23 protein-coding genes are annotated in these 21,196 nt (G+C 61.0%); 10 read left to right on the top strand and 13 right to left on the bottom strand.

Features of this window, described 5'->3' with window-relative positions; genetic code table 11:
* The first annotated feature begins 143 nt into the window (after positions 1-143).
* Positions 144-1,157, top strand: coding sequence for a hypothetical protein (locus MTAI_RS15090; RefSeq protein ID WP_210210037.1), 1,014 nt, complete (start codon positions 144-146; stop codon positions 1,155-1,157).
* A gap of 175 nt (positions 1,158-1,332) precedes the next feature.
* On the opposite strand, the gene MTAI_RS06770 is transcribed toward MTAI_RS15090, so the two are convergent.
* The 7 genes from MTAI_RS06770 to MTAI_RS06800 all read right to left on the bottom strand — a co-directional run bounded on the left by MTAI_RS06770 (position 1,333) and on the right by MTAI_RS06800 (position 7,663).
* Positions 1,333-1,938 carry a superoxide dismutase gene (locus MTAI_RS06770; protein ID WP_027886931.1) on the bottom strand — a complete coding sequence of 202 codons (606 nt, stop codon included), beginning with the start codon at positions 1,936-1,938 and terminating at the stop codon, positions 1,333-1,335.
* 71 nt (positions 1,939-2,009) lie between these two features.
* Complete coding sequence (gene fumC, locus MTAI_RS06775) at positions 2,010-3,401, bottom strand: class II fumarate hydratase (protein ID WP_027886930.1); 1,392 nt, start codon at positions 3,399-3,401, stop codon at positions 2,010-2,012.
* A 27-nt stretch (positions 3,402-3,428) separates the two neighbouring features.
* A complete protein-coding gene (locus tag MTAI_RS06780; RefSeq protein ID WP_051349792.1) occupies positions 3,429-4,550 on the bottom strand; it encodes an MFS transporter in 1,122 nt (373 codons plus the stop codon).
* 217 nt (positions 4,551-4,767) lie between these two features.
* On the bottom strand, positions 4,768-5,853 hold the full coding sequence (locus MTAI_RS06785; RefSeq protein ID WP_223299697.1) for a glycosyltransferase family 4 protein: 1,086 nt from the start codon (positions 5,851-5,853) through the stop codon (positions 4,768-4,770).
* A complete protein-coding gene (locus tag MTAI_RS06790) occupies positions 5,825-7,027 on the bottom strand; it encodes a lipid-A-disaccharide synthase-related protein (RefSeq protein ID WP_027886927.1) in 1,203 nt (400 codons plus the stop codon). Before MTAI_RS06790 ends, MTAI_RS06785 begins: the two co-directional genes overlap by 29 nt.
* Positions 7,024-7,428, bottom strand: a complete 405-nt coding sequence (locus MTAI_RS06795; RefSeq protein ID WP_027886926.1) for a type II toxin-antitoxin system VapC family toxin — start codon at positions 7,426-7,428, stop codon at positions 7,024-7,026. The genes MTAI_RS06790 and MTAI_RS06795 overlap by 4 nt, the downstream gene beginning before the upstream one ends.
* Positions 7,415-7,663: a ribbon-helix-helix domain-containing protein gene (locus tag MTAI_RS06800; protein WP_027886925.1), complete on the bottom strand. Its 249-nt coding sequence runs from the start codon at positions 7,661-7,663 to the stop codon at positions 7,415-7,417. Before MTAI_RS06800 ends, MTAI_RS06795 begins: the two co-directional genes overlap by 14 nt.
* 132 nt (positions 7,664-7,795) lie before the next feature.
* Here MTAI_RS06800 and mfd point away from each other — a divergent pair, with 132 nt between their 5' ends.
* The gene (gene mfd, locus MTAI_RS06805; RefSeq protein ID WP_027886924.1) at positions 7,796-10,759 is read left to right on the top strand and encodes a transcription-repair coupling factor; all 2,964 of its coding nucleotides are present in this window, start codon (positions 7,796-7,798) and stop codon (positions 10,757-10,759) included.
* A gap of 8 nt (positions 10,760-10,767) precedes the next feature.
* Here mfd and MTAI_RS06810 read toward each other — a convergent pair whose 3' ends face one another.
* From MTAI_RS06810 to MTAI_RS06830, 5 genes are all read right to left on the bottom strand, one after another.
* A complete protein-coding gene (locus MTAI_RS06810) occupies positions 10,768-11,154 on the bottom strand; it encodes a HEPN domain-containing protein (RefSeq protein WP_027886923.1) in 387 nt (128 codons plus the stop codon).
* Positions 11,144-11,461 carry a nucleotidyltransferase domain-containing protein gene (locus tag MTAI_RS06815; protein WP_027886922.1) on the bottom strand — a complete coding sequence of 106 codons (318 nt, stop codon included), beginning with the start codon at positions 11,459-11,461 and terminating at the stop codon, positions 11,144-11,146. Before MTAI_RS06815 ends, MTAI_RS06810 begins: the two co-directional genes overlap by 11 nt.
* A 9-nt stretch (positions 11,462-11,470) precedes the next feature.
* Complete coding sequence (locus MTAI_RS06820; RefSeq protein WP_027886919.1) at positions 11,471-11,740, bottom strand: hypothetical protein; 270 nt, start codon at positions 11,738-11,740, stop codon at positions 11,471-11,473.
* A gap of 15 nt (positions 11,741-11,755) precedes the next feature.
* On the bottom strand, positions 11,756-14,335 hold the full coding sequence (gene topA / locus MTAI_RS06825; RefSeq protein ID WP_027886918.1) for a type I DNA topoisomerase: 2,580 nt from the start codon (positions 14,333-14,335) through the stop codon (positions 11,756-11,758).
* A 254-nt stretch (positions 14,336-14,589) separates the two neighbouring features.
* Positions 14,590-15,969, bottom strand: coding sequence for an acetyl-CoA hydrolase/transferase family protein (locus MTAI_RS06830; RefSeq protein ID WP_043982167.1), 1,380 nt, complete (start codon positions 15,967-15,969; stop codon positions 14,590-14,592).
* A gap of 99 nt (positions 15,970-16,068) precedes the next feature.
* On the opposite strand from MTAI_RS06830, the gene MTAI_RS06835 reads away from it, so the two are divergent.
* Positions 16,069-16,260 (top strand): hypothetical protein, encoded by a 192-nt coding sequence (locus MTAI_RS06835; protein WP_063843370.1) that lies wholly within the window; start codon positions 16,069-16,071, stop codon positions 16,258-16,260.
* Here MTAI_RS06835 and MTAI_RS06840 read toward each other — a convergent pair.
* Positions 16,257-16,916, bottom strand: coding sequence for a DUF502 domain-containing protein (locus tag MTAI_RS06840; RefSeq protein ID WP_027886916.1), 660 nt, complete (start codon positions 16,914-16,916; stop codon positions 16,257-16,259). The two genes, MTAI_RS06835 and MTAI_RS06840, sit on opposite strands and share 4 nt — an antisense overlap.
* 184 nt (positions 16,917-17,100) lie before the next feature.
* Here MTAI_RS06840 and MTAI_RS06845 point away from each other — a divergent pair, with 184 nt between their 5' ends.
* The 7 genes from MTAI_RS06845 (at position 17,101) to MTAI_RS06875 (ending at position 21,191) form a co-directional block, all read left to right on the top strand.
* A complete protein-coding gene (locus MTAI_RS06845) occupies positions 17,101-17,580 on the top strand; it encodes a DUF456 domain-containing protein (protein ID WP_027886915.1) in 480 nt (159 codons plus the stop codon).
* Positions 17,581-17,682: 102 nt separating this feature from the next.
* A complete protein-coding gene (locus tag MTAI_RS06850; protein ID WP_081698353.1) occupies positions 17,683-18,615 on the top strand; it encodes a DUF1028 domain-containing protein in 933 nt (310 codons plus the stop codon).
* Entirely contained in the window at positions 18,612-19,025 is a 414-nt protein-coding gene (locus MTAI_RS06855) for an NUDIX hydrolase (protein WP_027886913.1), read from the top strand. The genes MTAI_RS06850 and MTAI_RS06855 overlap by 4 nt, the downstream gene beginning before the upstream one ends.
* A gap of 14 nt (positions 19,026-19,039) precedes the next feature.
* A complete protein-coding gene (locus MTAI_RS06860; protein ID WP_027886912.1) occupies positions 19,040-19,738 on the top strand; it encodes a gamma carbonic anhydrase family protein in 699 nt (232 codons plus the stop codon).
* A gap of 125 nt (positions 19,739-19,863) precedes the next feature.
* Positions 19,864-20,226, top strand: coding sequence for a DUF2946 family protein (locus MTAI_RS06865; RefSeq protein ID WP_063843371.1), 363 nt, complete (start codon positions 19,864-19,866; stop codon positions 20,224-20,226).
* A gap of 66 nt (positions 20,227-20,292) precedes the next feature.
* Positions 20,293-20,748 carry a hypothetical protein gene (locus MTAI_RS06870; RefSeq protein WP_027886911.1) on the top strand — a complete coding sequence of 152 codons (456 nt, stop codon included), beginning with the start codon at positions 20,293-20,295 and terminating at the stop codon, positions 20,746-20,748.
* Positions 20,745-21,191, top strand: coding sequence for a copper resistance CopC family protein (locus MTAI_RS06875; protein ID WP_027886910.1), 447 nt, complete (start codon positions 20,745-20,747; stop codon positions 21,189-21,191). Before MTAI_RS06870 ends, MTAI_RS06875 begins: the two co-directional genes overlap by 4 nt.
* The last annotated feature ends 5 nt before the right edge of the window (positions 21,192-21,196 follow it).

Below are 21,196 nucleotides of genomic sequence, written 5' to 3' on the forward strand. Positions count from 1 at the left end.
ACAGGGGTTGAAGGGGAGGCCGTTTTCAACGCAGATTGCGTTGTGTGAAAACAAACAAACCTCCCCTCTCAAGTCTGGCATGCCCGATAGAAGGATGCAAGCTGTACGGGAAAACCGGACAAGGCAATCTCAAGGTACGCAAAGTGTACAGCGCAGAAAAGATACGATACCTGCGTTGCAAGAGCTGCGGGCAGGAGTTCAGCGAAAGGAAGGGCACGGCCCTCTGGAACTGTAAACTGCCCGAATCCAAGGCCGTAGCGGTCGCAGAGCAACTGAGCGAGGGCAGCAGTCAGGCCGCCACCGCTCGCCTGCTCAAGGTGAGCCGGGAGAGCGTGCGCAGACTGGAACGCTGCCTGGGTCGGCACGGGCGGCTGTTTCATGACCAGCAGGTGCAGGGCCTGGTGTGCAGCAGCCTGCAGGCCGACGAGCGGCACGGGTACGCCGGGAGCAAGAACCGGCCCTGCTGGGAGGCGGAGCTGCTCGAACCCAAAAGCCGCCTGATCGTGGAGCGGGTGCAGGGCGAGCGCAACGAGGATCTGGCCCGCCGCCTTCTGCGCGGGGGGAAGGCCCGGCTGAGAGACTTCCAGGATCTGGCCTTCTTCAGCGATGGCTGGGAATGCTACGCCACCCTGTTCCCGCAAGTCTTCGGAACCCCCTACCAGCCCAAGCGGCGAGGGGCTCGCGGCAGGAGGCCGCGAGAGCGCTATCGCCTGACCCGCCGGCAGGCCCATGTCCAGGTGCTCAAACGGCGTGAGGGCCGGCGGGTGGTGGAGGTCAGACTGCGCATGGCCCATGGCAGTCGCAAGCGCATTGACCTGGAGTTAGAGCGTCTGGGCTACACCACCCCTAACACCTCTGCCATTGAGCGGCTCAACGCCACGGCCCGGCGTATGGACGCCTTCTCCGTGCGCAAGACCCTGGCCTTTGCCCGCAGGCCTGAGTCCCGGGAGCACCGCGGTGACTGGCGGATGACGGTCTACAACTTTGCCCGCCCCCACCGCTCCCTCCGACTTCCCCTAGCAGAGCCCATCGGCAGGCGGCGCTACCAGCCTTGTTCTCCGGCTATGGCAGCAGGTCTCACGGAACGCATTTGGACGATCCGAGAAATCCTTCTTCATCAGGTTTTCCCCAGGCCTGTCAGAGATAATCTCACCTAACTACCAAATAACGCAGGGCTTACTAATCTCGCATTGGCTCTGCCCAAGCAACGGCTGGCCGGGCCGGTACAGGGGGTGGTTGTGGAGGTACACGGCAGTACAGCGGGTGCAAATCCGTAGAACGCACGCAGTAAGGAGGCCAGGGGATTCCCGGCCTCCTTAGCAGCGCTTGCGGCTAAAGCCGCTCGGCCACCTTGTCCCAGTTGATCACGTTCCAGATGGCCGCCAGATAGTCCGGGCGGCGGTTCTGGTATTTGAGGTAGTAGGCGTGCTCCCACACGTCAATTCCCAGCAGCGGGGTGTGGCCTTCCATAAGGGGGGAGTCCTGGTTGGCGGTGCTGTAGACGTGTAGTTTGCCGTCTTTATCCTTGACCAGCCAGGCCCATCCGGAGCCAAAGCGGCTGGCTCCAGCCTGGGTCAGCTTGGCCTTGAGCTCATCAAAAGAGCCGAAGGTGGCCTGGATGGCCTCGGCCAGCTTGCCGGTGGGTTCTTTGCTGCCGCCGGGGGTGAGGATGTCCCAGAACAAGGTGTGGTTGTGGTGGCCGCCGCCGTTGTTGCGCACGGCGGTGCGGATGTCTTCAGGCACCTGGTTAATTTTGGTCAGCAAATCCTCGAGGCTCCAGCCATGCAGCTCGGGGTGCTTTTCCAAAGCCGCATTCAGATTGTTCACATAGGCCGCGTGGTGCTTGCCATGGTGAATCTCCATGGTTTGCGCGTCAATGTGGGGTTCCAGTGCATCCTTTGGGTAAGCGAGCTCGGGTAGTTTGAACGGGTAACTCATGGTTGAACCTCCCAGGTGTACTCTATTACCGCAAGTCCGGTTCAGGCTGTGACTGAGCTCTCAAAAGGCCGCTAATTGTGGGTCATCTCCAGGGGTACCACCCACTTGTCGAACTCTTCCTCGGTTAGGTAGCCCAGTGCCAGGGCTGCTTCCTTGAGGCTAATGCCTTCCTTATGAGCTTTTTTGGCGATGGCAGCCGCCTTGTCGTAGCCGATATGACGGTTAAGGGCGGTGACCAGCATAAGGTTTTTCTCGAGGTTCTCTCGGATGCGCGGTAGGTTGGGTTCAATGCCCACGGCGCAGTTATCGTTGAAAGCAGCGCAGGCATCGCCCAGCAGCTGGATGCTGGTAAGAACGTTGTAGACCATCACTGGCTTGAACACGTTAAGCTGGAAGTTGCCCTGACTACCGGCGAAGGCCACCGCCGCATCGTTCCCGAAGACCTGCACACACACCATGGTCATAGCCTCGCTCTGGGTGGGGTTGACCTTGCCGGGCATGATGGAGCTGCCGGGTTCGTTTTCTGGGATGATAATCTCGCCTATCCCGTTGCGCGGGCCGGAGGCCAGCCAGCGCACATCGTTGGCCATCTTCATCAGGGCTCCGGCCAGGGTACGCAGGGCGGCACTGGTGGTGACCAGGGCATCGTGGGCGGCCAGTGCGGCAAATTTGTTTTTGGCCGACACAAAAGGAAACCCTGTTTCTTTCGCAAAATACGAGGCGGCCAGGTCGCCAAACTTGGGGTGGGCGTTGAGGCCAGTGCCCACCGCTGTACCACCAATAGCCAACTCATAAAGGCCCTGTTCGGCGTGGCGAACCTCACCCAGGCAGTAGTCGATCTGCGCCACCCAGCTTCCGATCTCCTGCCCCAGGGTGATGGGGGTGGCATCCTGCAGGTGGGTGCGCCCGACTTTGACCACGTCTTTGAAAGCCTCGGCCTTGGCGGCTAGGGTATCGCGCAGCTTTTGCACGTTGGGGTAGAGCTGTCGGTGCAGTTCCTCTACCACGGCAATGTGCATGGCCGTGGGGAAGGTGTCGTTGGAGGACTGGCCGCGGTTGACGTCGTCGTTGGGGTGAATGGGCTTTTTGGAGCCCAGCACGCCCCCAGCCAGCTCGATGGCCCGGTTGGCAATGACCTCGTTGGCGTTCATGTTGGTTTGGGTGCCCGAGCCGGTCTGGAAGACCACCAGCGGGAAGTGATCGTCGAGTTTGCCAGCAATTACTTCATCGGCGGCCCGCACGATCAGATCGGCTTTCTCTCGAGGCAGCTCACCCAGGTCGGCGTTGGCTAAGGCCGCTCCTTTTTTTAGGATGCCCATGGCCCGGATGATGGAGCGGGGCATCTTGAAGCGCTCCTGCCCAATTGGGAAGTTCTGCAACGAACGCTGGGTCTGGGCCCCCCAGTAGCGGCTTTCTTCGACCTGCACTTCGCCCATGGTGTCGGTTTCGATTCGGTATCCCATAGCAGCTCCATTTTATTGGGCTTTGGTCTAAGCAGCGATGCCCCGGCGGAGCCTCCAGTAAACAAAGCCGTAGAAGACTATCAGCAACCCGCACACCACCGCCCCACCCCAGAAGGGGCCGCTGGGGCCCAGCCAGTCCCATAAAAACCCGCCCACGGCCGGCCCAGTGGCGGCCCCAAGCCCTTCAACCACCATCAACGAGCCCCAGATGGCTGTGCGATGCTCTGTGGGCAGCAGGCGCACCAAGAGGGCATTCCAACTTGGTACAAAGGTTGCAAAAGCTATACCGCCCAGCAAGCACAAGAGCAGGAAGTAGGGGTAGGAGGGCTTTTGGGCGATTAGCAAGAAAATAGCAGCCAGGGTGCCTAGGCTGGTAATTAGGGGTAGCCAGATGCCTCTGCGGTCGGGTAGACGGCCCAAGATACCGGCCCCTAGAAAAACTACTGTGGCGGCTAGACCCATGGCTAGGTAAAGCTGCCACTCGGTCAGCTTGAGGTGTGTGAGGGTGAATTTGAGGATTACCAGATTGAACAGGTTTTGCAAAAAAAGTTGGGCAAAAGCGGTTGGGACAATGATGAGCACCTGCATGAGCTGCCGGATGTTAAGGCTTTGCTTTGGCAGAGGCTCCCGCACACCCAGGCTAGTGAGGCCAAGCAGGGTGACCAGGCCCAGGGCAACAAAGAGTAGCAACGAGGTACTTTCGGGTAGATTCCTTATGAAAAAGGTTCCCAAAACCCAGCCTAACCCGATCCAGGGCATCACCAGAAACTGCGAATAGGCGATGGCCCGGCCTTCCCTTCCAGGAACGGCGATTCGACTGGAAAAAGATAGATAACCGGGTTGTAGACCGGAGATGCTCACACCCCACAACAGCATGCTGGCTAACAAGAACCAGCTGTTGGGATTAAGGATGGTGCCGGACAAAGCCAGCAGGCCCACCAGGCCCGATAAAACACCCACCGCGCCAAAGCCTATGCGCTGAACTAAAAACCCCCCAATGCCCCGGCTCAGTGCTTCGGTTAGGGAGTGCACAACCCAGGCCAGCCCGACCAGGCTCAGGCTTAGGCCCAGTTCCTTGGATGAAAAGGGTAGGTATACCCAGAAAAAGGCCGCGCGGGTGAACTCCAAGAGCCCCAGGGTAAGTAGCATGGCGGTGAATCTAGGCAAGTCTTGTTTTTGCCAAGGAAGCTTGTCTAAGGCTTTCATGGGGCCCTCCTGGGGGATAAGGGGGCAGGTGGCTTCGAACTCATGCTGCGATTCTAGCAGCCTATGAGGCCGCCTCTGCCACCCAGTGGGTTTTAGGAGCCCATCGTCCGGCTCTGCGTAGCCTCCTTGGAAATACCCTCAGGCTGTAAGAACCGATGTCTCAAGCGGTTTTCAGCGCATTTAGTATTGCTTTAATGAGCTCGGAGGTGCTCAAGTCCAGCGTGTGCTGTTTCAATACGCGTTCTCGCGCTGCTCGTCCCATTGCGGCGGTTTTTTGAGTATCGCAGGCCAGCGTATTGAGCGCTTTTGCAAGCAGTGGAGGCTTGGGGGGCACCAGCAGGCCTTCGATTTGGTCTAAGATCAGTTCGGCTTGGGCGGGTATGTTCGAGGTTACCACGGGAACCCCGCTGGCCATTGACTCCAGAGTTGCCAGCGACTGGTTCTCAGCCAGAGTGGGGAGCATAACGGCATCCACCGCCGCGTACAGCTCAGGCATATCCCATCTTTTACCCCAGAACCTCACGTTTTTGACGCCGTACTTTCTGGCCAGGTACTTTACCGCTTTTCCGGTAACCGAATCATCATCTCCAACAAAGACGAAATCCAGATGCGGGCATAGACGGGCAGTCAAGAGCGCCGCCAAGGGGTTTTTCTCCGGAGACATGCGCCCTGGAATCAGCACGGTGAAACGGTTGAAGGCGAAGTCCGATCTGAGTTTGGAGCGTGACTCAGGTCTGGGTTTGAACCTCTGAACATCTACCCCATTGCGCACGGTAAACACCCGTGGCAGCCCAAGGCTTCTCAGGAGCTCTGCTCCCCACTTTGAAACTGTAATCACTGCATTGGCTTTGTGCAGAGCTCTGGCCTTGCTAAGGTGATAAACAAAGCGATACAGGTATTTCAGGCCTAAAGGGTAGTGGAACTCCAGCTGATCGTGGATGATTGCCAGGTTGGGGCCAGGAAGGTGGCTGAACGACCAGGTATATGTTTGCGCGTTCCAGGCCTGTATTACCCGCAGGTCTGCTTTGCTCGCGGTTGGAGCGATTTCCTCCAGCTTTTTGTATCGCTGGATTCCAACCCCAGCCGCCTGTATCCGGCGGGCGTAATCGTCTAGGGAGGGCCTGCTTGAAAGGTAGAGAATCGGATCAAAACCATTCTGCTTAAGTGTTGGAAGATAGCTAAGCAGCCAGGTCTCGCTCCCGGCCACTCTGGGTGCATCAGTTAGGAAAGCGATTTTTATCGGCACTTAAGACCTCTGCTATCTCACTAGCGATCTGGGGTATCGCCCCCCGTGGCCCGTTGCGCTCGAGGCCCTCCCGGACAGCTTCCTCGCGGGCCTGGGGGTCAAGCAAAAACCCTCGGACGGCTGCTGCTGCTGCTTCCGGGCTGGCCTCTACCAGGCGCAGGGCCTTGCCCAGTAGCCGGCTTTGCCGCAGGGCGTTGGGGTAGATGTACTGCGGCCCGGGGGTGGGGAAGGCCACCACCGGGATCCCCATTCCCGCCGCCTGCTCGTTGGCAGTGCCGGCAGTGCCAATCGCTACATAGCCCACGTGCAGGATGGCCGAAAAGGCCCCACGCAGGAGCCAGACCTGCTGGCCCTCGCGATGGGCAATGGCGGTCTGCTCGTCCCGAATATCCAGTGCCCAGCCCTCGGCCAGCGGTACGTTGGTAAAGTCGCCGGCCCAGGCCACTAGCGGCTGCAACTCGGGCAGCAAGGTTGCGCTTTGCAGCATGAGGGGCAGGCTAAAGCGCACATCGGCCCGGGTGCCGGGCAGGAGCACCAGCGCCTTGCGCCCATCCAGCAGCCCGCTCAGGTCGCGCTCGGGGGGGCCCAGGGTGTCCATGGCCATGCTGCCCACAAAACGGGCCTTGTGCATGCCAAGCTGCTGGGCCCGCTGCTCACTGAGCTTGTCCCGCACGTAGACCGCTCGCACAAAGCGGTGCATCCAGCGCTCGTAAAACATGTAGTCTTCAGCAGCAAACTGATTAATTTGCCGTAGCCGCTCCCAGACACTCCGACCGCCCCAGTAATAGTGCGAAATCTGGGGCTGGAGGTGAAAAAGGGGCAGCCGCCCCCAGTCCGAGGCCAGCACCCCCACGGCCAACGCGTAGGCATCGCCTACCACCGCGATGGCCCGCACCTCGCGGCGGGCAAGCTGGGCTGCGCGGATTTGTAAGACGATTTCTTGCAGAAAACCCGCCCGCAGGTCGGCCAGCAGGTTTTCCAGGCTGTTGAAGGGAAAGCCCCCTGAGGGCATCTGCGTGCGCGGCCCCAGGATGCGTTCAACGCAGCCTTCGTAGCGCCGGCCCGGGCCTACCAGGGGCAGCGCGGCCAGCCGCAGGCCCCCCAGGTGCTGGCAGAGGGTGGCCCCGATCAGGTCTTCGGCGTTGCCGCCCGAGATGATGAGTACGTCGGTCATGGTGTTTTGGAAGGTGGGCTGGTGAACCCCTGCTCGAGGAAGTGCTGATCAAAAGCGAAAGCCTGGCGGATGTTTTTCTCGCGCATCCACAAAAAGCTCACCCAGTCTACCAGGCTTACCTCTCGACGCCCGGCGCTCAGCAAGGCGGCCAAAGCTTGCCGATGCAGGTCGAGGCTCACCGGGTATAAGGTTATCATGCCCATCAACGCCTCGAGCGCACGCACGGCCTCTATCCCCAGCCGACGCTGTACCAGGGCCGTGATTTCTAGCCCCACATAGGTGTGTGTGCAAAGGGGCTCATCTTCTTCCAGGAGCACCTCCCAGCGTTCTTTGGCCTCCAGGTGGTTGTGGTCGTCCCGATCTAGGAGGGCATACAGGGCCGAGGTGTCAACGAGGGTCAAAGGCTTCCTCCAGGTAGCGGTCGTGGTTTTTACTCACATCCTGCAAACCTGAAGCAAAGCGCCCCACCGCAGCCAGGGCCTGTTCTTTGCGCCAGCGGTAGGCTTTTTGCTTTTCTTTCAACATACCATCTACGGCCCTGCGTACGGCCTCCGCGACGGAGATGCCCTCGTGGTGGGCTATTTCCCGTAGTTGTTGCCATTGTGCTTCCTCGAGCTGAATCTGGGTGCGCACCATGCTTAAATGGTAGCATTATTCGCTACAATGATGGCATTCACCCGCCAGAACCGCCGGTAGTGCAACCGGTGCTGCCCCTGTAGACTGGAGCCGATCCCCCCAGGCTCTCCTGGTGGGCTTTGATGATTTGTTATGAACCTTACCAAGCCCTCTGTTCTGAACCATTACCTGCCCGGCCTGCCCCAGGTGGCCCGTGCCCTGATCTTTGCCCAGCACCCAGGCCCCCGGGTGCTGCTCTGCCCCGAGGAGCGGCTGGGGTTGTATGCCGACCTGGGTGCGCTGGGGGTCTCGGCCTATGTGAACCCCGGCCTGGAAGCCATCGGCGAGGCCGAGGCAGTGGTGATGAGCTACCGGGAGGCCCTCGAGGTGTTTCCTGCCCGGCCCCAAGACTGGCGGCTGGTGCTCGAGGTGGGCCGTCGCTACCTGCGCGACGAGCTGCTGGAGCGGCTTCTGCGCATGGGCTACCTGCGCGAAGAGGACTACCGGGTGCAGGGGGATGTGCTCGAGCTGGGCGAGGTGCGGCTGGAGTTCTTTGGCGACGAGCTGGAGGTGCTGAAGGTGGACGGGCAGCCCCGCCAGCGACACGTCCTCACGGCCCGCGCGGGCAAGGCCGAAACCTGGGACTCCCACAAGATTTTGCACTTCCCCGGCCCGGTCTTCCTCGACACCCCGGCTTTGGCCCCCGAGGCCCTCTGGCCCTTGCTAAGGGGGCGGGACTGCGTGGCTTTTGGTCTGGGTGGGCCGGAGCTACCCCCTTTATCGTTGGAGTACAAGCCCCTGCCCCCCTACCGGGCCCGCATTTCACAGTTTATCGAAGATGTGCACACCTGGGCGGAGGCAGGCTGGTCGGTGGTCTTCTTCTACCGCCACGCTAAAAGCCGGGCGTACCTCATCTCCAAGCTTCAGGCCCAGTACCCCGGCCTGGCCGTGCGCTCCACCCCCACCCTGAGTCCCCAGCCCGGCAGCCTCAACCTGGTTCCGGCGCCGCTCGAGGGAGCCTTTCTCGAGCCCGAACGCCGCACCGTCTACCTGAGCGAGGCCCACCTGTACGCCTTCAGCGGGGCTGAGGTGCTGCGTAACCGCAAGCTGCTCTCCGGTGAGGAGGCCGACCCCGGCGCCCTGGCCGTAGGCGACTATCTAATCCACCCCGAGCACGGCATTGGGCAGTACCTGGGCCTGGAGACCCGCGAGGTGCTGGGGGCCCAGCGCGACTACCTGGTGTTGCGCTACGCGGGCGAGGCCCGGATGTACCTGCCGGTTGAGCAGCTCCCGCTCCTCAAGCGCCACCCCGGCACCACCGACGACCCCCCGGCGCTTTCCTCCCTGGGCAAGGGCGAGTGGAAGCGGAGCCGCGAAAAAGCCGCCAAAGATGCGGAAGAGCTGGCCCAGCGTCTGTTGGTGTTGCACGCCAAGCGCGAGGCCACCCCGGGGCGGGCTTTTGGGCCGCTGCCCGACTGGGATCCCTTGATCGAGCGGAACTTCCCCTTCGAACTCACCCCCGATCAGCAGAAGGCCCTGGAAGAAACCCTGCGCGATCTGGAAGCGCCGCGCCCGATGGAACGCCTGATCTCGGGCGATGTGGGCTTCGGTAAGACCGAGGTGGCCCTGCGGGCGGCCTTCCGGGTGGTGGGGCACGGGGCCCAGGTGGCGGTGCTGGTGCCCACCACCCTCCTGGCCGAGCAGCACAAAGAGACCTTCCAGAAGCGCCTGGCCGGCCTGCCGGTGCGGGTGGCGGCCCTCTCGCGCTTCACCCCTGAGCGCGAGGCCCGCGAGGTGCTGCGGGGCCTCGAGCAGGGCACGGTGGACATCGTGATCGGCACCCACCGCCTGCTCTCACCCGATGTGCGCTTCAAAGACCTGGGCCTACTGGTAGTGGACGAGGAGCACCGCTTTGGGGTGGGCCAGAAGGAGCGCATCCGCGAGCTCAAAGAGGCCGTGGACACCCTTTACCTTTCCGCCACCCCCATCCCCCGCAGCCTTTACAGCGCCTTGGTGGGCCTGCGCGACCTCAGCAGCATCCAGACCCCGCCCCCCGGACGCAAGCCCATCCGCACCCTGCTGGCCCCCTACGACCCGGCTTTGGTGCGGCAGGGCATCATGGACGAGCTCGAGCGCGGCGGCAAGGCCTTCTACGTGCACGACCGGGTGGCCACCATCCTGGCCCGGCGCCGTTACCTGGAAGCCCTGGTGCCCGAGGCCCGCTTTGGGGTGGTGCATGGGCAGATGCACGAGTCCGAGGTGGAGGAGACCATGCTGGCCTTCGCCGAAGGGGCCTTCGATGTGCTTTTGGCGACTACCATCATCGAGTCCGGCCTCGACATCCCCGAGGCCAACACCATCCTGGTCGAGCGGGCCGACAAGCTGGGCCTGGCCGCGCTCTACCAGCTGCGGGGCCGGGTGGGGCGGCGCGACCAGGAGGCCTGGGCCTACCTCTTCCACCCCCTGCGCCTCACCGAAGGGGCCGAACGCCGCCTGGCCGCTATCGCCGACCTCTCCGACCTGGGCTCGGGCCACCTCCTGGCCGAAAAGGACATGGAGATCCGCGGGGTGGGCAACCTGCTGGGCCCCGAGCAGCACGGACACATCCGCGCGGTGAGCCTGGAGATCTACACCGAGCTTTTGGCCGAGGCCATCCGCAAGCTGAAAGGTGAGCGGGTTGAGCCCGAACGCCACGTGACCCTCGACCTCCAGCTCTCGGCTAGGCTCTCACCTGAGTACATCCAAAGCCCCGCTGCCCGCAGCCGCTACTATGGCCGTCTGGCCGAGACCCGCAGCCTGGCCCAGTTGTCCCGCATCGCCAAAGAGCTCAAGGAGCGTTACGGCCCGGCCCCCCAGGAGGTGGAGAACTTCCTGGCCCTCACCCGCCTGCGCCTGCTGGCCGAGGGCCGGGGGGTGGTCTCCATCACCGAGGACATGCTGCACCTGCAGATCGCCTTCCAGACTTCTCGCCTCGACTACGACGCCAAAGCCCTGCGGGCCCTGCCCTTCCGGGTCGAGCCCACCCAGTACCCCCCCGGCTTCCGCATCCCCAAAAAAGGCCTGCGGCCCGAGGAGTATGTGCAGGCCCTGAGCGAGGTGCTGTACCTGGTGGGTTAATATAGAGTCTAGACCTGCAGTTGTTTTTCCACCCAGGCCAGCACCCGCCGGGCAAGCTCGAGGGCTTCTAGATACTCTGCCCTGGTCAGCTCGGGAAAGTTAGAAGGATACCGCCCACGAATCGTGTAGTTTTGCAACAAAACAGCCTGGCGTACTTCTGCAGGGATGGTAATAGAGGCCTCCTCGAGCAGCTCAAACAGGAAGTCCAGGTTGTGGGTCTTGGGGAAAGGACGCTGCAGGTGTATCAGGAGCGCCTTTAGTGCCTTCTCTGCGGCTTGCTGGGCCAGATAGGTCGAGGTTTCGAAAAGCCCGCGGGTCGGGGGGTTTTCGGCGTAGGCCAGATCGCTTTGGGCCAAGCTCAGCCAGGCCTTCGGGTCGAGCGGGTTAAGCGGCATACAGAACCTGCCCGTGCGCTAAAACCTCGGGGTAAATGGTCATCCAGGCTTGTTGGTAGCGCTGCAAATCCTCGGGATAAGCCACTAAAACATCTACTGGAAAGCCTTTTTTGATCTGGCTCAAGCCCAGGTAGAGCGCCCGCATGGCCTCGCGTTTGTCCAGACTGGGCGGCACCACCACCAGCAAGTCGTAGTCGCTATCCGGGCGGGCCTGGCCGCTGGCCCTCGAGCCAAACAGAATAATCTGCTGGGCCGGTACCACTTCCAGGATGCGTTCCAATACCGGCTTTAGCTCGGGGTGGTTCATGCTTCTATGCTAGCACCCTCCGGGGTTCCACACAGCCACCACGCTGGGATCGATGGGGGTTATTTTATGCGGGCCCTGGAGGTGGGCCCCTTCGCCCTTGCGCAGGTGCAGGTAGCTGTGGTCGGGGAGGTCTATCACCAGTTCGCCCTCGAGCAGCACGTACAGGCGCGGCCCTTCTACTTCTTGAGGCCTTTCCATCAAGAGCGTGCTAAAACCCTCGAGGCCCGGAAAGCGCGCCTGCCCCTGGCGTTTGGCTAGCCGAACGAGGTGGAGCTTCATACAACCACATCCTGCCTAGGCCCTTACCGCTTCCTTGCGGGCCTTGCCATACTCCATGCGCAGTTTGAACATGGCCTGGCGGAAGAGTTTCAGCACAGCCTCCTCGGGTTGATTAAGGGCTTTGGCTACAGCCGCCACCTGCTTTTGCTGGCCCTGGGTGCGGCGGGCCACCTCGGCTTGCTCGGGGGTGAGGTTGGCTTTGGCTATAAAGGGCTCGAGGTCGGCCCAGGTGGCGCTGGCTTTGGCTTTGCTTTTGCTTGTGCCGGTGGTTTTGTTGCTGCTTTTTGTGCGCGGTTGGTTCAGGGCCTCGAGCTTGGGCCCACCGTAGCGCTCACAGCTGGGATTGGTGCAGGCCCGCCTGCCTGTGCGGCCCTTAGCCACCTCGTTCCAACCGCAAAGAGGACACTTGTCTGGCAGCAATGGGTCGAAGGATAAGAAGTCGCAGGCTGTGTTGTTGCAACGGTAGTAGGGCTTGCCGCGCTTGCTGGTTTTTTGTACAACCTCGCCGGCGTGGCATTTGGGGCACTCGATTCCGGTGGAAGGGGCCTCGTCGCGGGTGTACTTGCAATCTGGGTAGCGGTTGCAGCTAATAAAACTGCCGTAGCGCCCGTGCCGGCGCACCAGCTGCCCTTGCTGACAGGATGGGCAGGCTTCCCCAATGGGCTCGGGTTCTTTCTTGAGCTCGAGGCGCTCGGTGTATCGGCACTCGGGGTAGCCGGTGCAACCCAAAAACTGCCCAAACCTCGAGACCTTAAGTTCCAGGGGCCGCCCGCATTTGGGGCAGAGTTTTTGTGGTACCTTGGCAAAGTCTTTGAGAAAAGGCTCGTAGAACTCACGCACCACCTTGGGCCAGGCGGCCTTGCCCTCCTCGATCTCGTCGAGTCGGGACTCGAGCTGGGCGGTAAAGTCGTAGGCCACCACGTCGGGGAAACTCTTGATCAGATACTCGGTCACCTCGCGGCCCAGCGGGGTGGGCTTGAGCGATTTGCCGCTGCGCTCGAGGTAGCCCCGGCGCTCGAGGGTGTCAATGGTGGGGGCGTAGGTCGAAGGCCGCCCAATGCCCATCTCCTCGAGGGTCTTGACCAGGCTGGCGTCGGTGTACCGCGGAGGCGGCTCAGTGAAATGCTGTTCGGGTATAACCTCCAGCAGCCGGGCCCTGGCGTTCTCCTCTAGGGGTGGCAACCGGTTCTCGGCTTCGTCGCCTTGCTGTACGGGCTTCTGCCCGTCCCGAAGGGCATCGTCCCCCTCCTCCCGCCCATACACCCGCAGGTAACCATCGAACTTCAGCACCGAACCCACCGCCCGGAAGGTCAGGTCGCCGCTTGGTGTACGGGCTTCTGCCCGTCCCGAAGGGGATCGTCCGCTGGGGGTTCCACCCCCGATAACCGTTACCGTGGTCTGATCGTAGACCGCGGGGGTCATCTGCGAGGCCACAAAGCGTTGCCAGATAAGCTGGTACAGCTTGTATTCCTCGTCGCTGAGGTGCTTGCGCAGCACGTCTGGGGTTCGCTCGGTCGAGGTGGGGCGGATGGCTTCGTGCGCATCCTGGGCGTTGGCGGCCTTTTTTCCCGCAAAAAAGTTGGGCTTCTCGGGCAGGTAAGCCGACCCGAAGTGGCGTGGGATAAAGGCCCGCACCTCGGCCAGGGCTTCCTGCGAGACCCGGGTGGAGTCGGTGCGCATATAGGTGATAAGACCCACGGTGCCCTCGGGTAGGTCAATACCCTCGTAAAGCTTCTGGGCCACGCGCATGGTGCGACTGGCTGTCCAGCCCAGCCGGCTGCTGGCCGCTTGCTGGAGGGTCGAGGTGATAAAAGGAGGAGGGGCGTTGCGGCGCCGCTCGCGGCGCTCGATGCTGCCGATGCGGTAATCTGGAACGGCTTTTGCCAGACGAGCGATTTCCTGGGCCTGCTTTTCGCTGGTAATCAGGAATTTGTCGCCGGATTGCACCCGCTCCGAGCCCAGGCTGTAGAGTATGGCCTTAAACTGCTGACCCCCCGATTCGAACCGCCCCTCGATGCTCCAGTGCTCCTGGGGGACAAACGCTTCGATTTCTTGTTCCCGCTCAACCAGCAGCCGTAGCGCGACCGACTGCACCCGGCCGGCCGACAGCGCCCGGCGCCGAAACTCCATGCTCAGCACCGGCGAGAGCTGGTAACCCACCAGACGATCCAGCACCCTCCGGGCCTGCTGGGCATCGACCAGGCTTTGGTCGATTGGGCGTGGTTTCTGTACGGCGGCCCGCACCACTTTGGGAGTGATTTCATGGAACTCGACCCGTAGAGGGGTTTGCGGGTTAAGGCCCAGCAGCCGGGCCACATGCCAACCGATGGCCTCGCCTTCACGGTCGGGGTCGGTGGCGATGAGCACCCGCTTGCCTCGAGCCGCTCGCTTGAGCTCTTGCAAAATGGGTTGCTTGTCTTTCTTCACCTCATACTGCGGTGCAAAATCGGCCTGGGTGTCCACCCCCAACTCATGCTCGGGCAGGTCGGCTATATGGCCTTTACTGGCCCGCACCTCATAGCCAGCGCCCAGCATTTTTTGAATGCTTTTCGCTTTGGCGGGTGATTCCACTACAATTAGAGTTGAATCCGACATACGGTTCAGTATATGGATGAGGCGCGGCCCATTTGTCAAGTGCGCGCCAAGCACAATGAATCGCAGATATCGGATAAAAATTTCGTGCAGGTCGGTACTTTGAGTGGTGAACAGCGTCCGACCATGATAAGTTTTGCCTCTAGCGAAACATTGCTCTACCGGCCCACCACGATTTCCTGCTTCCTGAGCACGCCAAGCAAGCAACCACCCCCAGGCCCGAACCCCTAGCGCAGACAACCCCAATCGAGCGGTGTTCACGCATTCGGCTTTTCTGGAACAGAAAAACCGGGGTAGTTTCTGGGTAACAAGCCTCGTTCAAACGCAGCCCGGCTAAGCTCCTCACGGAAGTTGGGGTGCGCAATGCCGATAAGCGCCTGGGCTCGTTCGCGCAGACTTTTGCCAAACAGTTCAGCCACGCCGTACTCGGTGACCACATAGTGCACATCGGCCCGGGTGGTTACAACGCCAGCGCCGGTCTTGAGCAAAGAAACAATCCGACTAAAGCTTCCATCCTTGCCACTGCTGGGGAGGGCGATGATGGGTTTTCCACCGTTGCTGGCGGCGGCCCCGCGGATAAAGTCGAGCTGGCCACCAAAGCCGGAGTAAATCCGGGTGCCGATCGAGTCGGCGCAAACCTGGCCGGTGAGGTCGACCTCGAGGGCCGAGTTGATGGCGATCATATGGTCGTTGCGAGCTATGTTGATGGGGTTGTTGACCCAGTCGGCGGGCCGCATCTCAAAGAGGGGGTTGTTGTGTACAAAGCGGTACAGCCGCTCAGAACCCAACACAAAGGTACCCACCACTTTGCCGGGAAGCAAGGTTTTGCGCTGCCCGGTAATGATGCCCTTTTCTAAGGCCTCCATCACGCCATCGGAGATCATCTCGGTGTGGATGCCCAGATCCTGGCGGCCAGTGAGGTTGGCCAGCACGGCGTCCGGTATCGCCCCAATGCCCATCTGTAGGGTACAGCCGTCGTCGATCAGATCGGCCACGTACTTGCCAATCCTGGCTTCGACCTCGCCGAAAGTGTCGCGTGGCAGCACTGGGAGGGGAAAGTCTGCCTCTACGAAGGCAGCAAACTTCGACACATGCACAAAGGTGTCGCCCAGCGTGCGAGGCATCCGTGGGTTGACCAGGGCGATAACCCGCCGGGCCTGCTCCACTGCGGCTTTGGCAGCGATTACCTCCACACCCAGGCTCACAAAACCGAATTCGTCCGGGGGGGAGACCTGTACCAGGGCGTAGTCCAGGGGTAGCACACCCCGCTTGAACAGCCAGGGCACTTGATGCAGCGAGATGGGCACATAATCGGCCCGGCCGGAGTTGACTGCCTCGCGGTCGGCGGGGCCTACAAACAGTGAGCGCCGGCGGAAATGCCCCTCCATCTCGGGGGCCAGAAAGGGGTCGGGGCCAAGCTGCAAGACGTGTACCAGCTCAACCTGTTCCAGCTCGTCCTTGCGCTGGGCCAAGGCTTCCAGCAGGGGCGTGGGGGTTGCTGCATTGCCCGAGACAAAGACCCTCGAGTGGCTTTTAATCATGCCAGCAGCGGTGTCTAGGCTAACCAGTTTACTCTGGTATATCTTCTCTACTTCGCTGCGTCCCAGGGCTTTTCCGGTACGTGAAATTCCTTCCATGGCCCCATACTAGCGTGTCCAAACGGGACAGATGCCCGAGGGGGCATAACGCCGGTATAACGCTCGAGGCCCTACCTTAACCCCACGGAGGGTGACCTTATGCGCCCCAAAGTGATAGCTCTTATTGTCCGCATATGGCAGGGCTCCGATGGTGTGCTCAAAGCTTCCGTGCGTCCTTCTCATGGGGGGCCGACCCAATATTTCTCCAGCTTAGAGGCGCTGAAACAATATCTCGAGCAGACCCAGGAACGGATTGAAATCAACACCGACCCCACAAAGGGTTTGCGCTAGGGGCTTGGTTCGGAGGGTGGGACGCCGCTCTCAATGAGTTGCTTGGCTCGAGAGTTGGGCAGAATAAAGCCCGCTGATACTACGTACTTGAGGGCGTCTTCGATGCTAACGTCCAGGGGAATGACGTCTGCAGTGGGCACGATGATAGCCATTCCAGAGGCTGGAACCGGGCTGGTGGGCACCAGTACCACTGTATAGCCCTCTGGCAACGGCGAGAGGCGCTTGCCAACCTGAGGGCTGGCAATAAAACATAAGGTATACAGACCTTTGCGGGGGTACTCGATCAGGGCTGCGCGCTGAAACTGCACCTCGGGCTGGCCCAGCAGGGTGTGTGCGATCTGCTGTACGGCGTTGTAGACCTCGCGCACCAGGGGAATGGTCTTGATGCTACGGTCGATGGCTCCCAGGATAAGCCGTCCCACATAGTTCCCAGCCAGTGCGCCCACCAGGGTCACCAGGCCGAGGGTAGCGAGAATGCCCAAAATAGGCAGAAACGGTAATAGCCAGCGGGAAGGCTCGGCCCCGATGGTTCGCAGAATGCCCTCGATAAGGCTGTTCGACCAGTTGTACACCCACCATAGGAAATATAGGGTTACCGCGATGGGTAGGGTAGAGAGCAAACCAGTTATGAAGTAGCGACGAAGTCGAGCGGCCATATCTATACCCAAGAGTGTAATGAACTCAACAGCTTTGAAAAAGTCTTTGTTCGCCAGGCTTTCACCATGCATTTACTCGGGATGCGGAGGGCCCTACGATGCTAGCGAAAGGCTTTTCTGCTCCTGCACAGCATGTGGCGGTGTTTTGAATCGGTATCGTAGCCACTTGCTACACTGTACAAGCGTGAACACACTGGCCGACTGGCTGTTTGTAGGCATATGGTTGGTGGCCTTGGTGGCGACTTTTATCCCGGTGATACCGGCTGGTTTCGTCATTGTTGGCGCGGCGTTGCTTCACGAATTGCTGGTGGGGTTTGGGGAGATCCCCCTTCCGATATGGATTGTTTTGGGTCTGCTGACCGTGCTTTCTTCGTTGGTGGACAACATTGCTGGGGCTATAGGGGCCCGGCGCTATGGCGGCAGTCGGCAGGGGATCTGGGGTGCTTTTATCGGGGGTCTTCTGGGTGTTTTCGTCCTGCCTCCGCTGGGCTTATTCCTGATGCCTTTTGTGGGGGCCTATGTGGGGGAGCTGGTGGCGGGGCGTTCGACACAGGAGGCGTTGCGGGGGGCCTGGGGGGCGGTTGTAGGACTGTTGGGGGGATTGGCGGGCAAGTTTCTAATTCATCTGCTGATGGGATTTTTGGTCATCCAGGCTATCTTCTAGTTGGGGTGTTGGCTTGATCGGCGGTAACGGTAGGATAGGGTGCGTAAACCACCCCAACCAGGCGCCAACGCGCTCTGGTTAGGGTTTTCCGAGGAAAGGATCATGCAGAGAAGACATCCTCCGAATCCGGGCTGCTTTACACAGCTCAGGCGCACAGCGCCCGGCGGCCAGGCCCACTGGGCGGTTCATACCTTTTCGCTGGTGGCCCGCGATCCCGATACCGGTGACCTGGGCATCGCTGTCGCCAGCAAGTTTTTGGCGGTGGGGTTTGTGGTGCCCTGGGCTAAAGCGGGTGTGGGCGCGCTGGCAACCCAGTCCTACGTCAACCCCTATTTTGGCCCTACGGGCCTGGCCCTGATGGAAGCTGGTGCCGGCCCCGAGGATATTCTGGCGGTGTTTGCTCGAAACGACCCTGACCTTGCCAAACGCCAGTTTGGTTATGTGCTGGCTTCGGGCGAGAGCCTGAGTTATACCGGACAGGAATGCCATGCCTGGGCCGGCAGCCGTTGGGGGCCGAATTATGCTGCTCAAGGCAACTTGCTGACAGGGCCGGAGGTGCTCGAGGCCCTGGAGCAAACCTTTTTAGCACGCAGCGACCTGGCCTTCCCCGAGCGTCTGCTGGAAGCCCTGCTCCAGGCCGACCGGGCTGGGGGGGATCGGCGGGGCCGGCAGTCGGCGGCTTTGCTGGTGGTGGGTGCAGGAAAGGGCTATGGGGGTATGGAGCGCTGGATTGATTTGCGGGTGGACGACCACCACGATCCGGTGGTGGAACTGCAGCGGCTGCTGGGTATCCACCGGCTGCTTTTTGGTGCAGGTGAACCTGGCCGGCCTCTACGTACCGAGGAGATCGCCTGGATTCAGGCCCTGCTTGGCCGCCAGGGGCTTTACACCGGTGAAGCCAGTGGGGTCTGGGACGAGGCCACCGAAAAAGCCTTTGCAACCCTCATCGGAATGGAGAACCTCGAGGAGCGCTACCGAGGTGGGCCGTTTTTGGATGAGACGGTTCTTAAGTACTTACGGGAGAAGTTCGCATGAGCCATAGGGTGCTGGGCGCGGGAGGCGTGCTGTTCAATCCCCAGGGGCAGGTCTTGCTCATTCGAGACCGGCTGGGTTACTGGTGTTTCCCCAAGGGGCACCTGGAACCAGGGGAAAGTTTGGAGCAGGCCGCCTTGCGTGAAGTTGAAGAGGAAACCGGCCTAAAAGGCACTGTAAAACACAAACTGCCCACCACGCGCTATCAAAACAACAGAGGTGTCGATAGGGAGATTCACTGGTTTCTGATGACAGGGGAGGGTAAGATTCGGCTCGAGCAGGGGTTGCACGGGGCGGGCTTCTTTGATCCGGTGGAAGCAAGGCGTTTGCTGGCCTTTCCCGAGGATGTCCGCTTGCTGGATGAGGCCCTGGTGCAGGCTCGAGCACAGGGTTTGGACGTAGACTTAGATTGAGCAAAGGAGCAAGTATGGCCGTCTACCGACTGGGCGAACACATACCCCAAATTCATCCCAGCGCCTTTATTGCCCCCAACGCGCTAATTGTGGGCCAGGCCGAAATCGGCGAGAATGCTTCGGTCTGGTTTGGTGCGGTGGTGCGCTCCGATACCGAGCGGGTGATAATAGGCGCTGGAAGCAATGTGCAGGACGGTGCCATTCTACATGCCGATCCGGGCGATCCCTGTATTCTGGGACAGAACGTTACGGTAGGCCACCGGGCGGTGGTGCACGGGGCGCTGGTAGAAGATAGGGCACTTATCGGGATTGGTGCGGTGGTGCTCAATAAAGCCCGGGTGGGGAAAGGGGCGATGGTGGGCGCTGGGGCGGTGGTGCCGCCAGGGATGGAAATTCCGGAAGGCATGCTGGCAATCGGCATTCCGGCCAAGGTGCGGGGCCCGGTGGAGCCAACCCAGAATGCCGAGCGCTACGTGGAGCTTTCACGGCATTACCTGGCCCACCTGGCGCCGATTGCGCCCATTGGCCGCTACCACATCACCCTGCGCGGCCAGGACGCCCTCAACCCCTTTAGTGATCTGCACCTGCAGCTCAAGCGAGGAGAGCCCGAGGCCCTGGCCGCCCTGCGGGCCATTGCTGAGGGTCGAAGCAAGGACGCAAAGCCAGAGGTGCTGCACGAGTTGGTTCGGGAAGGCCTGATCCGCCCGATATAACACCGGATTCAAAAAGATAGTCCGTCCATAGCAAAACCTTCAGAGGCAATCTTTTTGACTGCGGCCGGGCATCTGGTTCAAAAATCCATTTGTACGCGGAGATCGGTTACAATGTAGGAAGATTGATGAGGCGGGGTAAAAAGTCAGGTACCCCTCGAGCCCTGGTCGCACTTGGGCTGATGGGCCTGGTATGGCTGACCTCGCTGCTGTTTGGCCTGCGTGGGGTGGTGATGTTCTCCATAGAACCCACAGCCACCCAGCCGCATGAAAACGCCCATCACCACAGCGAAAAAACCCATCACCACCTCGAGCATTGCCCGCTTTGCGTTTTGCATATGCTGCTGCCCGATCTCACCCCGGCGCTGAACGGGGTTCTTGTGGCCTCTCTGGTCGCGCGGCTCTGGTCAGGGGCGCAGCATGCCAGGGATGAGTTTCTGAAGGCTGTGGCGGCTCGAGGGCCACCCCTAGCTACGCACAGCATCTTTTAGGTTTCTCGGCTAAAGAAACTTCGCTACAAGCCCCTCCCAGGGAGAGGGGCACAGGGGAGATGTACTATGCGTGCTTTTTCGTGCCTTGTTGTACTTCTGGCGTTTGTGATGGTTCCAGCTTTGGCGCATGAGCGGGTGGAGGTGGGCCCTTTCGTGTTTGCGGTGGGCCAGCTCAATGAGCCCTCGATGGCCGGAGAGATCAACGGCCTTGACCTGATTATCCGTCGCAAGGCCGATAACTCGCCGGTGGTTGGCGTGGAGAAGAACATCACCGTGGAGATTATCGGCCCCTCGGGTCAGCGCCGCGTTTACAAGTGGTCGGAAGATGCCAAGGATATTTACCGGCTGCGGCCCCAGTCCGGTGCGGATCGGGCCGGCCGCTACCAGACAAAATGGATCCTGGCGGTTCCAGGGCAGTACCAGGTGCGCATTTTTGGCGAGATCGAAGGGACGGCCTTTGACTTCACGGTTGGGGGTAGCACCTTTAACATTCGCGATAAGTCGCTGTTTGAGGTCAGATGAGAGCCTTTTGGATGCTGGCCGCGACCCTGGCTTTGGCCGGGGTCGCGCATGCGCACGCCTATCTGGTGAGCAGCTCACCCGCCGAGAATGCGCTGCTTCGCAGGCCGCCGGGTGAGGTGCGGCTAAGTTTTACCGAGGCGGTGGAGCTGCGTTTTTCACATTTTGCGGTGTATGCCCTCGAGGTGCCCAATGAGCGCTGGCGGGATGTGCGCTGGTTACAGGAACAGGCCAAAGCCCTGGCGGAAAAGGCATTGTCTGCTGGAGGGGTTAAACCAGCAGGGCGGGTGGATGCTGGGCTGAAGACCCAGGCCCGCACCGCTGAGAATGTGCTCATAGCCCTCAAACCGGATTTGGGCCCTGGGGCCTATGTGGTGCTGTGGCGGGTGCTTTCGGTGGATTCGCACACCACCCAGGGATTTTTCGTGTTTGTTGTAGAACCTTGAGGAGG

This window comes from Meiothermus taiwanensis WR-220, assembly GCF_003568585.1.
Classification (GTDB): domain Bacteria; phylum Deinococcota; class Deinococci; order Deinococcales; family Thermaceae; genus Meiothermus; species Meiothermus taiwanensis.

Excerpts from the sequence above, each read along its gene's own strand:
- MTAI_RS06770 (WP_027886931.1), bottom strand. The coding sequence starts at position 1,938 with ATGAGTTACCCGTTCAAACTACCCGAGCTCGCTTACCCAAAGGATGCA.
- fumC (WP_027886930.1), bottom strand. The coding sequence starts at position 3,401 with ATGGGATACCGAATCGAAACCGACACCATGGGCGAAGTGCAGGTCGAA.
- MTAI_RS06780 (WP_051349792.1), bottom strand. The coding sequence starts at position 4,550 with ATGCTACTTACCCTGGGGCTCTTGGAGTTCACCCGCGCGGCCTTTTTC.
- MTAI_RS06790 (WP_027886927.1), bottom strand. The coding sequence starts at position 7,027 with ATGACCGACGTACTCATCATCTCGGGCGGCAACGCCGAAGACCTGATC.
- MTAI_RS06800 (WP_027886925.1), bottom strand. The coding sequence starts at position 7,663 with ATGGTGCGCACCCAGATTCAGCTCGAGGAAGCACAATGGCAACAACTA.
- mfd (WP_027886924.1), top strand. The coding sequence starts at position 7,796 with ATGAACCTTACCAAGCCCTCTGTTCTGAACCATTACCTGCCCGGCCTG.
- MTAI_RS06810 (WP_027886923.1), bottom strand. The coding sequence starts at position 11,154 with ATGCCGCTTAACCCGCTCGACCCGAAGGCCTGGCTGAGCTTGGCCCAA.
- MTAI_RS06815 (WP_027886922.1), bottom strand. The coding sequence starts at position 11,461 with ATGAACCACCCCGAGCTAAAGCCGGTATTGGAACGCATCCTGGAAGTG.
- MTAI_RS06820 (WP_027886919.1), bottom strand. The coding sequence starts at position 11,740 with ATGAAGCTCCACCTCGTTCGGCTAGCCAAACGCCAGGGGCAGGCGCGC.
- topA (WP_027886918.1), bottom strand. The coding sequence starts at position 14,335 with ATGTCGGATTCAACTCTAATTGTAGTGGAATCACCCGCCAAAGCGAAA.
- MTAI_RS06830 (WP_043982167.1), bottom strand. The coding sequence starts at position 15,969 with ATGGAAGGAATTTCACGTACCGGAAAAGCCCTGGGACGCAGCGAAGTA.
- MTAI_RS06835 (WP_063843370.1), top strand. The coding sequence starts at position 16,069 with ATGCGCCCCAAAGTGATAGCTCTTATTGTCCGCATATGGCAGGGCTCC.
- MTAI_RS06840 (WP_027886916.1), bottom strand. The coding sequence starts at position 16,916 with ATGGCCGCTCGACTTCGTCGCTACTTCATAACTGGTTTGCTCTCTACC.
- MTAI_RS06850 (WP_081698353.1), top strand. The coding sequence starts at position 17,683 with ATGCAGAGAAGACATCCTCCGAATCCGGGCTGCTTTACACAGCTCAGG.
- MTAI_RS06855 (WP_027886913.1), top strand. The coding sequence starts at position 18,612 with ATGAGCCATAGGGTGCTGGGCGCGGGAGGCGTGCTGTTCAATCCCCAG.
- MTAI_RS06860 (WP_027886912.1), top strand. The coding sequence starts at position 19,040 with ATGGCCGTCTACCGACTGGGCGAACACATACCCCAAATTCATCCCAGC.
- MTAI_RS06865 (WP_063843371.1), top strand. The coding sequence starts at position 19,864 with ATGAGGCGGGGTAAAAAGTCAGGTACCCCTCGAGCCCTGGTCGCACTT.
- MTAI_RS06870 (WP_027886911.1), top strand. The coding sequence starts at position 20,293 with ATGCGTGCTTTTTCGTGCCTTGTTGTACTTCTGGCGTTTGTGATGGTT.
- MTAI_RS06875 (WP_027886910.1), top strand. The coding sequence starts at position 20,745 with ATGAGAGCCTTTTGGATGCTGGCCGCGACCCTGGCTTTGGCCGGGGTC.